Below are 13,105 nucleotides of genomic sequence, written 5' to 3'. Positions count from 1 at the left end.
GCATTCGCTGCCGCCGGACATGCTCTTGCTTTCGTTCACTCGCTCTTCGCAGCCGTTGCTTGCAGGTCACCGCCGCCGTCCCTCATCGTCTCTGCGTTGTCGTCCCCGCCTGCGAACGCCATCCGGACGGAAATCGCTTCTTCGCCCGCCGTCTCGGCCCGTCGGGGCGCCTCCGAGGGCGCCCAGGCGCTGGCGATCGCGCCCTTCGCCGCGGCATTCGAATTCCTCTGACGCAGCTGATCGATGGCTGTCTGGAGCTGCGGGTACTTCGCCATCATAGCCTGTACGCTTGGCTTATCGTACGCCTTCGCCGTAATGGGGAAGCAACCGGTCTGGATATACCACTCTGCCTGCGTCTTCGGTTCGACGAGATACTTGATGAACGCCCAGGCTGCCTGTTGTTCGGCTTCCGGCTTGTGATTCATCACCCACAGACTCGCCCCGTCGAGCGCGCCGACGCCTTCCTTCTCATCCCCAGACTGCGGCACGAACGCCGCGCCGACCTCGAATTTGCCGCCTACGCCGTCGACGATCCCCCGCAGCGAAGCGGAGGAGTCCAGCGTCATCGCCGCTTGGCCGTTAATGAACGCCGACCTCGCCTCTTCCGCCTCACGGCCAAGGCCCGGCGGCGCCACCGCATTCAATCCCGCATCCATGAACAGCGTCTTATTGTAGTAGAGAATCGGACCCGATGTATAGAAAGGCATCCCGTACTGCGTGCCATCGAGGATATAGGAATGACGGATATTCGGTTCGAGCGCGGACACGTCGTACCCTTCGGCGTCCATGAACCGCTGCACCGGGGTAACCATCCCCAAGTCAATCATGAACTCCGAGCCGATATCGCACGCCTGCATCAGCGAAGGACGGGATTCGCTACCCGTTAACGCCTTAAGGGTGCTCAGGCTCTCGTCGCAGGTACCCTGGTAGATCGCTTCGACCCGAATGGCCGGATGCCACGCGTTGAAATTCGCCACCAGCTGCTTCGCGGCTTTGCCGAGCTCCCCGTCCAGCGAATGCCACCATACGACCTTGACCGGCTCGATCATCGCCTCGGGTGCATCCGCGCTCGTCGGATACACTTCTGCTGTTTGCATGGCATCCGTCGTGGCTTTGTCGACGTTGACGACACCTTCGCCGCCGCTGCCGTAACTGCCGTAGCTATCGTAGCTTCCGCAGGCCGTCGTCAGCAGCGACAGCGCCATCAGGGCGCCTGCCCAATGGACCTTTCGAAGGCGTATCGTCATGGTCTCCGATCTCCTTTTTACGAATCTCGTTTGCTCCGCCATACATCGGGGATCTCTTGTTACCGCCATGCCCACCGTTGTAGCTAGTGTAACGTTCGACTGTTCGGGACGTGTCATCCCTATACTAAGAAATTGTGTGGAGCGGGAGATGTCTTCGTATACCGTTCATATTGGCCGGGCGTAAAAGCTCCCTGACAATAAAGGCCATAAAAAAGAGACCTCCGCCGAGGTCTCTTCGCGCCAAGCAATAAAAAAAGCGGAAGCTTCCGCTCCGCCTGGGTACGACTTATTTCACGAGATACGCAACGATCAGCGCGCAGATGAAAAATCCTACGGCCACGCCAATTGTTAACCGCTGAAGGAATAGATCCAAGCCGCGTGCTTTATTCTTTCCGAACAGATGCTCTGCACCGCCGGAGATGGCACCCGAAAGACCCGCGCTCTTGCCTTTCTGCAGAAGTACGACCGCGATCAAGGCCAGCGAGAAAATAATCAGCAACACTTTGAAGAATATATCCACAGTTCCACCTCCAACGCCAAAGCATCAGCATTTTGCCGTAGCTCTCATCTCTGGACAAGAGCCTATAGACAGCAGATTTATTGTATCATAGCGTGCATCCGACTTCAACTCGTCAGCAGGAAACTTTCGCTAATAATTTACAACATCCCGTTCATCCGGAAAAATTCGAGCGCCGCCTTGGCGCTTTCGAGCGACGACGCCTTCTCGAACTCCTCCTGCTCGACGAACAAGTACTCGATCCCGGCCTGCTCCGCGATCGGCAGCACGCTCTTCAGGTCTACGATTCCCTGCCCGATGACGACGTCCTTGCGCCCCTTGCCGAAATCCTTAAAATGCGCGAGCGGCACGCGTCCCGCGTAACGCTTCACGTAGTCCGACACCTTATACCCCGCCAAGTGCATCCAGCCCAGATCGAATTCGGCCACCAAATATTCCGCCGGCACCGCAGCGAGCAGATGATCGAGAATCGGCTTATCGTCCACCAGCTTGAAATCAAAATCGTGATTATGGTAGCCCAATTTAAGGCCCGCCTGAGCCGCTTGTTTGCCCGCTTGCTCCAGCATGTCGGCCAAGTGCTTTACGTCGTCCGCTGTCGGCGTCTCAGGCAGAGGAGCCCAAGGCACGACAATATAAGAAACGCCCAGCATCTGCGCCGTCTTGATCTGCTTCGCCAGATCGGCCGCCATATTGGCGGGCTCGCCGAAATTCAGGCCGACATGCGCGGAAGGCGCCTGCAGCTGCAATTCGTCGAGCAAAGCCTTGATCTCGGCGGCCGGCGTATTGTAGTACCCCGCGAATTCGATCGCCTGATACCCCATTTCCGCGACCTTGCGGATCGTGCCCAGAAAATCCTTCTCCGTCTGATCACGCACGGTATACAACTGCAGCCCTATCGCCGGTTTTGCGATACGATTCCCCCCGCTTTCCTGCGCCCTAATTCGGATCGGCGCCGCTTTCGATCATTTTGCCCTCCCGTATCCTCGCTCAACCATGGCACGTAATCAGAACGGACCGGCATCTGCCAGCAAATAAAAACGCGGCGGCTATCCATTAGGATAACCGCCGCGCGGCGCTCGATTACTTGAAGTTTTTCAGGTTGTAGAACGCGCTTTTGCCTGCGTATTGCGCCGTGGAGCCGAGTTGGTCCTCGATGCGGAGCAATTGGTTGTATTTCGCTACGCGGTCCGTACGGGACGGAGCGCCGGTTTTGATTTGACCAGCGTTCGTCGCAACGGCGATGTCTGCGATCGTGCTGTCTTCGGATTCGCCGGAACGGTGGGAGATAACGGCCGTGTAGCCTGCGCGCTTCGCCATTTCGATCGCGTCGAATGTTTCCGTGAGGGAACCGATTTGGTTGACTTTAACGAGGATCGAGTTGCCGATGCCTTTCTCGATACCCGTGGACAGACGCTCGGTGTTCGTTACGAACAGGTCGTCGCCGACGAGTTGAACTTTGCCGCCCAGTTTCTCGGTCAGCAGCTTCCAACCTTCCCAGTCGTCTTCGGAGCAGCCGTCTTCGATCGTGATGATCGGGTATTTGTCGACCCACGAAGCAAGGAGGTCTACGAACTCAGCCGGCGTGAAGGATTTGCCTTCGCCTTCGAGGTGGTATTTGCCGTCTTTGAAGAACTCTGTGGAAGCCACGTCCATGCCGAGGAATACGTCAACGCCCGGCTTGTAGCCTGCGCGCTCGATCGCGGAGATGATCGTCGTGATCGCTTCTTCGTTGGAGCCCAGGTTCGGTGCGAAGCCGCCTTCGTCGCCAACTGCCGTGTTCAGGCCTTTGTCTTTCAGAACCGATTTCAGGTTGTGGAAGATCTCGGCGCCGATACGGAGCGCTTCGCTGAACGATGCTGCGCCAACCGGCAGAACCATGAACTCTTGCACGTCGATGTTGTTGTCGGCATGCTCGCCGCCGTTAACGATGTTCATCATCGGAACCGGCAGAACTTTGGCGTTGAATCCGCCGAGGTACGTGTACAGCGGTACGTTCAGTGCATCAGCTGCCGCGTGCGCGACTGCCATGGAGACAGCCAGGATCGCGTTTGCGCCCAGTTTGCCTTTGTTCGGCGTGCCGTCGATTTCGATCATTTTACGGTCGATCAGCACTTGGTCAAGCGCGTCCAAACCGATGATTTCTGGCGCGATGATGGAGTTGACGTTGTCAACGGCTTTCAGTACGCCTTTGCCCAAGTAACGGCCTTTGTCGCCGTCGCGAAGCTCTACCGCTTCGTACGCGCCCGTGGATGCGCCGGATGGCACGATCGCACGGCCTTTGCCGCCGGATTCCAGGGATACTTCTACTTCTACCGTCGGGTTACCGCGGGAGTCAAGCACTTCGCGTGCATATACGTCAGTAATGATAGACATGGTTGGGAAACACTCCTTCAATGGTTTATTGTCAAATTCCAATCTATAGTAAACCAAATCCCGCCGCCGGACAAGCGCCCGGCGCCGATCTTCATTTACTCTTTAATAAGCGGGTTGCCCGTCATCTCTTCCGGCTTGGCAAGGCCAAGCAGGCTGAGAATCGTCGGCGCGATGTCCGCCAGAATGCCGTCTTCGCGCAGCGTTGCACCCTGCTTCGTTACGATGAACGGAACCGGGTTCGTCGTATGCGCCGTGAACGGACGTCCGTTCTCGTCAATAACCATATCCGCGTTGCCATGGTCCGCCGTGATCAGCGCCACGCCGCCTTTGGCCAGCACCGCTTCGACGACTTTGCCCAGGCACTCGTCCGTCGCTTCGACCGCCTTGATCGTCGGTTCCAGCATGCCGGAGTGACCAACCATGTCGGGGTTCGCGAAGTTCAGGATGATCGCGTCATGCTTGTCGGCTTCGATCTCGGCTACGGCCGCAGCCGCGACTTCATAAGCGCTCATCTCCGGCTGCAGGTCGTAGGTCGCGACCTTCGGCGAGTTGATGAGGATGCGTGTCTCGCCCGGAAGCTCGACGTCGCGGCCGCCGCTGAAGAAGAACGTCACGTGCGGGTATTTCTCCGTCTCGGCAATACGCAGCTGCTTCTTGCCGTTCTGGACCAATACTTCGCCCAGCGTGTTATCGAGATTCTTCGGCTTGTAGGCCACGTAGCCGCCTACGCTCTCCGCGAACAGCGTCAGACAGACGAAGTACAGTTCGCTCGGTGCGCTCGCGCCGCGGTCGAAACCGCGGAAGTCGCTGTTCGTGAACACTTGCGACAGCTGGATCGCGCGATCCGGACGGAAGTTGAAGAACACGACGGCGTCGCCGGTCTCCACAAGCGCAACCGGTTTGTCGTCGGCGTCTACGATCACGGTCGGCATGACGAATTCGTCGAATACCGATTTCTCGTACGATTCGACGACCGCTTTGATCGGATCCGTGTATTGCGGGCCTTCGCCGTATACCATGGCGCGGTACGACTTCTCGGTACGCTCCCAGCGCTTGTCGCGGTCCATCGCGTAGTAGCGGCCTTGCACGGTCGCGATTCGACCAACGCCGATCTCTTCGATCTTCGCTTGGAGCTGCTCCAGATAACCTTTGGCGCTATCCGGCGCCACGTCGCGGCCGTCGAGGAACGCATGGATGTACACCTCATGCAGATCGCTCTTCTTCGCCAGTTCCAGCAGCGCGAACAGATGCGCGATATGACTGTGCACGCCGCCGTCGGACAGCAGGCCGTACAGGTGAAGTTTCTTGCCGTTCTTCTTCGCGTGATCCACCGCGCCCTGCAGCGTTTCGTTATCGTAGAACTCGCCTTCGCGAATCGATTTGCTGATACGGGTCAGATCCTGATACACGATGCGTCCTGCGCCGATGTTCAAGTGGCCCACTTCGGAGTTGCCCATTTGACCTTCCGGCAAACCTACCGCTTCGCCGCTAGCGGTCAGCGTCGTATGCGGATACGTGTTCCAATAACGGTCGTAGTTCGGCTTGTTCGCCTGCGCGACCGCGTTGCCTGTTACGTCATTCCGAAGGCCGAAACCGTCGAGAATGATAAGCGCAACCGGTTTAGGTGCCGTCATCTTACTTCGCCCCCTCGACCAGCTGGATGTAGGAGGCCGCTTCCAAGCTTGCGCCGCCTACGAGTGCGCCGTCGATGTTTGGTTGAGCCATGTACTCCGCAATGTTGTTCGGCTTTACGCTGCCGCCGTATTGGATGCGTACTGCCGCTGCTGTTGCTGCATCGTACAGACCTTCAACGACGCCGCGGATGTAAGCAATAACGTCTTCTGCATCTGCGGAAGTCGAAGATTTGCCCGTGCCGATCGCCCAGATGGGCTCGTACGCGATGACCACGTCAGCCGCTTGCGCAGCGGACAGACCTTGGAACGCCGCTTCGGTTTGCACTTTGCAGACGTCCTTCGTTTGGCCGGCTTCGCGCTCTTCCAGCTTCTCGCCTACGCAGACGATCGGGAGCAGCGCGTGCTTGAATGCCGCGTGGACCTTTTTGTTTACGATTTCGTCGGTCTCGCCGAAGTAAGCGCGGCGCTCCGAGTGGCCGATGATGACGTATTTCACGCCGAGGTCTTTCAGCATAACGCCGCTGATTTCGCCCGTGAACGCGCCGTTATCTTCGAAGTGAAGATTTTGCGCGCCGATTGCGATGCTCGTTCCTTTTGCCGCTTCCACAAGAGCCGGCAGCGTCGTGTAAGGCGCGCAGATGACGGCTTCTACACCGTCAACCGCAGCGACGCCTTTCACGTCCGCAAAGAACGAGGTCGCCTCGGACACGGTTTTGAACATTTTCCAGTTACCCGCAATAATCGGTTTACGCATGTTCGAATTCGCTCCTTAACCTATCTCGTACTCGCTTGTTTCCAACCTGTTCGAAAACTTATTTATCGTTAAGCGCTACAACGCCCGGGAGTGCTTTGCCTTCCATAAACTCCAGCGAAGCGCCGCCGCCCGTGGAGATGAAGTCCATTTTGTCAGCCAGATGGAACTTCTCTGCAGCCGCCGCCGAGTCGCCGCCGCCGATAACCGTGTAACCGGACGTCTCCGCGCATGCGCGCGCGACCGCTTGCGTGCCGTGGGAGAATGGCTCGATCTCGAATACGCCCATCGGTCCGTTCCATACGACCAATTTGGAGTTCTTGATCACGTCCGCATAGATTTCACGCGTCTTCGGACCGATGTCGATCCCTTCCCATTCAGCCGGAATGCCGTTCACGTCAACGATTTGGGTGTTGGCGTTCTTGCTGAAGTCATCGGCTACGACGATATCAACCGGGATGAGGAAGTTTTTGCCGAGCTTTTTGGCTTTCTCGATAAACTCGAGCGCCAGATCCAGCTTGCTGTTGTCGACGAGGGATTTGCCGATTTCGTGGCCTTGCGCCTTGAAGAAGGTGTACGACAGACCGCCGCCGATGATGATGTTGTCCGCGATCTCGATCATTTTGTTGATCACGTCGATTTTGTCTTTGACCTTCGAGCCGCCCACGATCGCCGTGAACGGACGCTCCGGATTGTTCAACGCTTTGCCGAGCACGTCCAGCTCGCGTTCCATCAGCAGACCGGATACGGCCGGCAGATGATGCGCGATGCCTTCCGTCGAAGCATGCGCGCGGTGAGCGGCGCCGAACGCGTCATTGACGAACAGGTCCGCCAGCTCCGCGAACTGTTTGGCCAGCTCGGCGTCATTCTTCTCTTCGCCCGGGTAGAAACGAACGTTCTCGAGCAACAGCACGTCGCCCGCGTTCAATGCCGCGATTTGCGCTTTTACTTCTTCGCCTACCGCTTCGTTTGCTTTCGCAACCGGCTTGCCAAGCAGCTCGGACAGACGGGCTGCTTGCGCCGTAAGGCGAAGCTCTTCTACGACTTGACCTTGCGGACGACCCATATGGCTCGCCAGGATAACCTTCGCGCCTTGCTCGATCAAGTAGTTGATCGTCGGCAGCGTTTCGCGGATCCGTTTGTCATCCGTAATTACGCCGTTCTCTACAGGCACGTTGAAGTCCACACGCACAAAAACGCGTTTGCCGCTCAATTCGACGTCGCGTACACTCTTCTTGTTCATTGCGTTTCCCTCCCGGTATGTTGACTCCTATCCCATGACGGTTTCAGAGTCCGCTATCTATATCCACGCTCCACTGCTATCCAATGGCTGTCCCTCTAACCGGGGACATGCTCGTTATGGTCTAGATTAAGTAGGACAAACTGTAGCGAAGGAGCTGCGGTAAGCAGCTCCTTCGTCTCTATTCAAAAGTCGAATATTACAGACCTTTGGATGCGATATATGCAGCCAGGTCAACAACGCGGTTGGAGTAGCCCCACTCGTTGTCATACCAGGAAACGACTTTAACCATGTTGCCTTCAACAACCATCGTCGACAGCGCGTCGATCGTGGAGGAAGCTGGGTCGCCGTTGTAGTCGCTCGATACAAGCGGCTCTTCGGAGAAGTTAAGGATGCCTTTCAGCGGGCCTTCAGCAGCTGCTTTCAGTGCCGCGTTTACTTCGTCAACCGTTACATTGGATTTCACTTCGACAACCAGGTCTGTAACGGAAACGTTAGGCGTAGGAACACGCATAGCCATACCGTTCAGCTTGCCTTTCAGCTCTGGCAGTACCAAGGATACTGCTTTAGCAGCGCCTGTGGAGGAAGGAATGATGTTCTCGGCAGCTGCACGAGCGCGACGCAGGTCTTTATGCGGAAGGTCGAGAACGGATTGGTCGTTTGTGTACGAGTGAACCGTTGTCATCATACCTTTAACGATACCGAATTTGTCGTTCAGAACTTTAGCGAATGGAGCCAGACAGTTCGTTGTGCAAGATGCGTTGGAGATAACGGTGTGGGAAGCCGCATCGTATTTCTCTTCGTTAACGCCCATTACGATCGTAATGTCTTCGTTTGTAGCCGGTGCGGAAATAATAACTTTCTTCGCGCCGCCTTTCAGGTGAAGCTCGGCTTTTTCTTTCGCCGTGAAGATACCCGTCGATTCAACGACGATCTCGGCGCCAACGCTTGCCCAAGGGAGGTTCTCTGGGTTGCGCTCAGCGAATACTTTGATTTCTTTGCCGTTCACGATCAGTGCGCCTTCTTTAGCTTCTACAGTGCCTTCGAATGTGCCTTGAGTCGTGTCATATTTGAGCAGGTGTGCCAATGTTTTCGTGTCTGTCAGGTCGTTGACTGCGACGATCTCTACGTTCGGGTTGCTGAAAGATGCGCGGAACACGTTGCGGCCGATACGGCCAAATCCGTTAATACCTACTTTTACCATGTTAGTTCTGCCTCCTAAAGGTAATTTTCAATATATCTCAAGACCTCGTGCCAGCGTTGCCTTGCGGCCCGCCCGCGTCGGTCAAGATCACTTATTATTCGCTTTCCCTGTCAAGCAGTGCGGCGATTTCTAGCGCCGCCGCCTCGTCGGTGACGAGCACGTCGTCATGACCGAACTGCATAATGGCGGCGATTGCCTCGCCTTTGCTGCTGCCGCCCGCGATCGCGATGACCACTTCGGTTGCCATGATATCTTCGAGCCGCAGTCCAATAGTAGGCATACGGTGAACGACGGTACCCGTTCGGTCGAAATAATACCCGAACGCTTCCGCGTGCGCCCCTTCCGATCGCAAGGCCTCGATGAACGTCGTGCTCAGCCGTCGCCTGCGTGCCATAACCATAGCGTCCCCGATGCCGTGTACGACAATACGGGCGCTTCGGATGACATCGACGATCTCGCGCACGTTCGGCTCCTGCATGAGCGTCGTGTACGCTTCTTCGCCCAGATGGTCCGGAACATGAAGGAGCCGGTACTGCGCTCCTGTTCGCTTGGCCATCGTGGAAGCCAGCGTATTAGCCTGATAATCCATGCTCTCGCCGAGTCCGCCACGGGCGGGCACGAACCAATTGCCTTTCAGCGGTGTCTGCGTCGTCAGCTGATTAGCCACTTGCGCGAGCGTCGATCCGCCGGTAATGGCGACGACGTCGTCCTTCTCCATGTACTTGCGCAGTACAACGCAGCCGGCTAAGCCTAGCTCGCGTTTCGTATGCCGCGATGTTTCGGAATCGCCTGGCACGATTACGACCTGCTTCAATCCGTATCGGGTACGGATGCGTTCCTCGAGATCGGACAAGCCGAACATTTGCTGATAGAGCGGCTCCATCTCGTCCAGAAGTTTCTTACCCTCTTCCGTAATGCGCATACCGCCTGCCTCGATCTGAAGCAGTCCTTGCGATTTCAGAAAATCGGTCTCGGCCCGCAGCACGCGCTCCGTCATCTCGAGCGAGGCCGCCAGCGTGCGGCGCCCGATCATATCGGACAACATCACCTGGCGCAGGATGAGATAACGCTTCTTCATCACAACGAGCAGATCCGGCAGGAGCTTCTGTTGTATTTCGATGAGAGACTGCATGGTGCTCACATCCACTCCATTATTGCCGAATTGGGGCTTGATAATATCAGGGACGCGATCCGTCCCGCATGTTCATTTTAAGTCCCACCATTATTGTACTCCAAACGTTGGAATGGAGCAAGTTTGGTTTTCTAAATGAAACCGGTTACCGCGCCCATTTGCAATAAATTTTCTTTTCGCGACGACTTGCATTTTCGAATTGTATAGGTTACAATGAATCTCGCTATCGCTTATTGAATACGCGCCCGTGGTCCAATGGATATGACGTAGGCCTCCGGAGCCTGAGATCGAGGTTCGATCCCTCGCGGGCGCGCCACTTACTTTTTTCTACATAATGATCGACACGACAACCGGCTGCCGCCGGTTTTTTTGTTTTTTATGTTTGACCTTTTTTGACTTTTGGGGAGCAATCCGGTATGATGGGCTTACGCTTACTTAGCCTGCCCCGGATCCGGTTTTAAACCCGTCTTCCGAGGTAACACTTGATAACCATTAAGGAGGGACTTGGACATGAATTTCGTACCTATGGTCATTGAGCAAAGCAACCGCGGGGAACGCGCCTACGACATCTACTCCCGTCTGTTGAAGGACCGCATCATCTTCCTCGGCACCCCGGTGAACGACGTCGTCGCCAACTCCATCATCGCGCAATTGCTGTTTCTGGCGGCGGATGATCCCGAGAAAGATATTTCGCTTTACATCAACAGCCCTGGCGGTTCTGTCTCCGCAGGTCTCGCCATATTCGATACGATGCAGTTCATCAAGCCGGACGTCTCCACGATCTGCGTCGGACTGGCCGCTTCCATGGGTGCCTTCCTGCTGGCCGCCGGTGCTAAAGGCAAGCGTTTTGCCCTGCCGAACAGCGAAGTGATGATTCACCAGCCGCTTGGCGGCGCGCAAGGCCAGGCAAGCGATATCGAGATTCGCGCCAAACACATTCTCAAGACGCGCGACACGCTCAACCGGATCTTGTCCGAACGGACGGGACAGCCGCTCGAGAAAATCGAACGCGACACGGACCGCGACTATTTCATGAGCGCGGAAGAAGCCTTCAAGTATGGCCTTGTCGATAAAGTCATCGAGAAAGTTTAACGCCCCACAAAGACCCGTCAGCCTGCCTGCCGGGTCTTTGTTTATCTCCAGCCATCCCCATTACCACACAACTCCTCCTCTGTCAACAAAAACTCAATGGTCTGAATTCATGACCACTCTGCGCCGCTTTCATGATACGATGTACTAAATCATTCCAATTACACCTTAGGTTAGGGCACATAAAATCTTATTTTATGGAGTTGCTTTCGTTATGAATCGATCTCAATCTATCGCGAGTGTTCGTTCCTTTCTTCGTCATGAGAGTGAAGAGCCTGCGTTTTATGAAACTTATCCCTCCGCGTTCGGCGCCTCCTTCATCCGGGAATCGGACGATACGCCTTCCGAGCCCAATATTTATCTGCCTATGCAGGACAAATCCATGCTGCTTCGTCCGCTCAGCGATACGCATTTGCTGGAGGTCTATCACGAAGCCAAGGCGATGCGACTGTCGAACGAATTCATCGCGCTCATCGAACATGCGCTTGAACAACGCGGCATCTCGCTTACCGACAATTGAACGACCGCTAACGCCCCTCTACGCGAGGCGGCTCGCGCGCAACATAAAAAGGCAGCTGCTCTTAAGCAGCTGCCTTTTTATTATTGCATTTCGTACGAAACCGTCACGCTCGTCGAGACCGTTACTTCGCCCGTCTGAACCGAACTTCCACCCGCCGAATCGGCTGCGGACTCCGCGATGATTTTGTCCGTCCGGAAGATCGGCACGCTCGCAACATCGCCTTGCGTAATGTTGACTACCTGCTTCACCGCGCGTCCGCCCGCTTTGGCGAGCACGTCGGCTTTACGCTTCGCTTGCGCCATCGCCTTCTCCATCGCTTGCAGCTCATATTGCTCTTGGTTCTCCACATCGAACCGGACGCCGTCGACGCGATTGGCGCCAGCGGTCGATAGGTTATCGATCAGCGCGCCGATGCCGTCTAGGTTACGGCTCGTAATTTCGATGCTGTGCGTAGCCGTGTAGCCGATGATTTTGCTCGTGCCGTCCTTCTCGTTGTACTGGTATTGCGGTTGGACGTAGAAGCCGGTCGTCTTCACGTCTTTCTTGTCGAGCTTGTACGTCGTGAAAAGCAGCTTCTCGATCGCTGCAAACTGGGTCGCGTTCTTCGCCTGCGCTTCTTTCGCCGTCGCGGCTTTCGTCTCGACCCCGGCGTTAATGTACGCCACATCCGGCGCGACCTTGATCTCGCCTTTACCTGCTACCGTAATCAATCCCCGCTCTACGCTCACCGTCTCCGCCGCCTTTACGAACGGGGCTGGTCCGCCCGCCCCGATGATGGTTCCGAACCCGATCGCCACCGCGAGCGCTGGCACCAGCAGCAGCATCGGCCGTTTTCTCCCTTTGTTCATCTTCTGCTGTTCCGTTTGTCCGTCATGCGTGAATCGTGTCATCGCACCCCAACACCCTTCTTCTTGGTTTGTGACTACTAGACGCGGCCGCTGTCCGAATTGTTGCACGTCACCAACAGCATTTCCTTTCCGAGGCGAATTCAGTAATTCTCCCGGGCGCGCCCCCCAGTCCGCTTACTTCGCTTCGTTCGTGCCGACTCCGGCGCCAGACCTGGCTTCATCGAACGCCTGAAACTAAAAAAAGCCCCCATCCGGGAGCTCTTTCGCGATCCATTATTGGTTCTCCAGTTCTTCCTTGCTCACCAGGTTCACTAAAGCGGTTACAGCTTGATCGGCGTCCGATCCTTCCGCGCTGATTGTCACCTCGGTACCGGAGCTGATGGCCAGGCTCATAATACCCATAATCGATTTCGCGTTCACTTTCTTATCGTCCTTCTCTACGAAGACTTCGGACGAGAACTTATTCGCTTCCTGAACGAAAAGCGCGGCCGGTCTTGCGTGGAGACCTGTTTTCAGACGAACGACAACCGGGTGCCTTGTCATCAAAACC

Annotated in this window: 13 protein-coding genes and 1 tRNA gene; 3 read left to right on the top strand and 11 right to left on the bottom strand. The window is 56.2% G+C overall.

Going from position 1 to position 13,105, the window contains the following annotated elements:
- Positions 1 to 35 precede the first annotated feature (35 nt).
- The 9 genes from ACFSKT_RS31200 to ACFSKT_RS31160 form a co-directional block, all read right to left on the bottom strand.
- Positions 36 to 1,247 (bottom strand): extracellular solute-binding protein, encoded by a 1,212-nt coding sequence (locus tag ACFSKT_RS31200; RefSeq protein WP_377717007.1) that lies wholly within the window; start codon positions 1,245 to 1,247, stop codon positions 36 to 38.
- Positions 1,248 to 1,533: 286 nt separating this feature from the next.
- Positions 1,534 to 1,767 (bottom strand): preprotein translocase subunit SecG, encoded by a 234-nt coding sequence (gene secG, locus ACFSKT_RS31195; RefSeq protein ID WP_377717005.1) that lies wholly within the window; start codon positions 1,765 to 1,767, stop codon positions 1,534 to 1,536.
- A 137-nt stretch (positions 1,768 to 1,904) separates the two neighbouring features.
- The gene (locus ACFSKT_RS31190; protein ID WP_377717004.1) at positions 1,905 to 2,639 is read right to left on the bottom strand and encodes a sugar phosphate isomerase/epimerase family protein; all 735 of its coding nucleotides are present in this window, start codon (positions 2,637 to 2,639) and stop codon (positions 1,905 to 1,907) included.
- Between the two features lie 205 nt (positions 2,640 to 2,844).
- Positions 2,845 to 4,137: a phosphopyruvate hydratase gene (gene eno, locus ACFSKT_RS31185; RefSeq protein ID WP_377717003.1), complete on the bottom strand. Its 1,293-nt coding sequence runs from the start codon at positions 4,135 to 4,137 to the stop codon at positions 2,845 to 2,847.
- Between the two features lie 95 nt (positions 4,138 to 4,232).
- Positions 4,233 to 5,771, bottom strand: coding sequence for a 2,3-bisphosphoglycerate-independent phosphoglycerate mutase (gene gpmI, locus ACFSKT_RS31180; RefSeq protein WP_377717002.1), 1,539 nt, complete (start codon positions 5,769 to 5,771; stop codon positions 4,233 to 4,235).
- A gap of 1 nt (position 5,772) precedes the next feature.
- The gene (gene tpiA, locus ACFSKT_RS31175; RefSeq protein ID WP_377717000.1) at positions 5,773 to 6,525 is read right to left on the bottom strand and encodes a triose-phosphate isomerase; all 753 of its coding nucleotides are present in this window, start codon (positions 6,523 to 6,525) and stop codon (positions 5,773 to 5,775) included.
- A 58-nt stretch (positions 6,526 to 6,583) separates the two neighbouring features.
- Positions 6,584 to 7,765, bottom strand: coding sequence for a phosphoglycerate kinase (locus tag ACFSKT_RS31170; protein WP_377716998.1), 1,182 nt, complete (start codon positions 7,763 to 7,765; stop codon positions 6,584 to 6,586).
- Between the two features lie 196 nt (positions 7,766 to 7,961).
- A complete protein-coding gene (gene gap, locus ACFSKT_RS31165) occupies positions 7,962 to 8,966 on the bottom strand; it encodes a type I glyceraldehyde-3-phosphate dehydrogenase (RefSeq protein ID WP_377716997.1) in 1,005 nt (334 codons plus the stop codon).
- A gap of 94 nt (positions 8,967 to 9,060) precedes the next feature.
- On the bottom strand, positions 9,061 to 10,098 hold the full coding sequence (locus ACFSKT_RS31160; protein ID WP_377716996.1) for a sugar-binding transcriptional regulator: 1,038 nt from the start codon (positions 10,096 to 10,098) through the stop codon (positions 9,061 to 9,063).
- Between the two features lie 241 nt (positions 10,099 to 10,339).
- On the opposite strand from ACFSKT_RS31160, the gene ACFSKT_RS31155 reads away from it, so the two are divergent.
- The 3 genes from ACFSKT_RS31155 to sda all read left to right on the top strand — a co-directional run bounded on the left by ACFSKT_RS31155 (position 10,340) and on the right by sda (position 11,707).
- A tRNA-Arg gene (locus tag ACFSKT_RS31155) sits at positions 10,340 to 10,414 on the top strand.
- 194 nt (positions 10,415 to 10,608) lie between these two features.
- On the top strand, positions 10,609 to 11,190 hold the full coding sequence (gene clpP / locus ACFSKT_RS31150) for an ATP-dependent Clp endopeptidase proteolytic subunit ClpP (RefSeq protein WP_377716995.1): 582 nt from the start codon (positions 10,609 to 10,611) through the stop codon (positions 11,188 to 11,190).
- Positions 11,191 to 11,401: 211 nt separating this feature from the next.
- On the top strand, positions 11,402 to 11,707 hold the full coding sequence (gene sda / locus ACFSKT_RS31145; protein ID WP_377716994.1) for a sporulation histidine kinase inhibitor Sda: 306 nt from the start codon (positions 11,402 to 11,404) through the stop codon (positions 11,705 to 11,707).
- Between the two features lie 80 nt (positions 11,708 to 11,787).
- On the opposite strand, the gene ACFSKT_RS31140 is transcribed toward sda, so the two are convergent.
- Both ACFSKT_RS31140 and ACFSKT_RS31135 read right to left on the bottom strand, forming a co-directional pair.
- Positions 11,788 to 12,597, bottom strand: coding sequence for an SIMPL domain-containing protein (locus ACFSKT_RS31140; protein ID WP_377716992.1), 810 nt, complete (start codon positions 12,595 to 12,597; stop codon positions 11,788 to 11,790).
- A 231-nt stretch (positions 12,598 to 12,828) separates the two neighbouring features.
- Positions 12,829 to 13,098: an HPr family phosphocarrier protein gene (locus tag ACFSKT_RS31135; RefSeq protein WP_090583454.1), complete on the bottom strand. Its 270-nt coding sequence runs from the start codon at positions 13,096 to 13,098 to the stop codon at positions 12,829 to 12,831.
- Positions 13,099 to 13,105: the final 7 nt, after the last annotated feature.

This window comes from Paenibacillus xanthanilyticus (assembly GCF_042682185.1).
Lineage (GTDB): Bacteria > Bacillota > Bacilli > Paenibacillales > Paenibacillaceae > Paenibacillus_Z > Paenibacillus_Z xanthanilyticus.
This window is presented reverse-complemented; position numbering and strand designations above follow the sequence as displayed.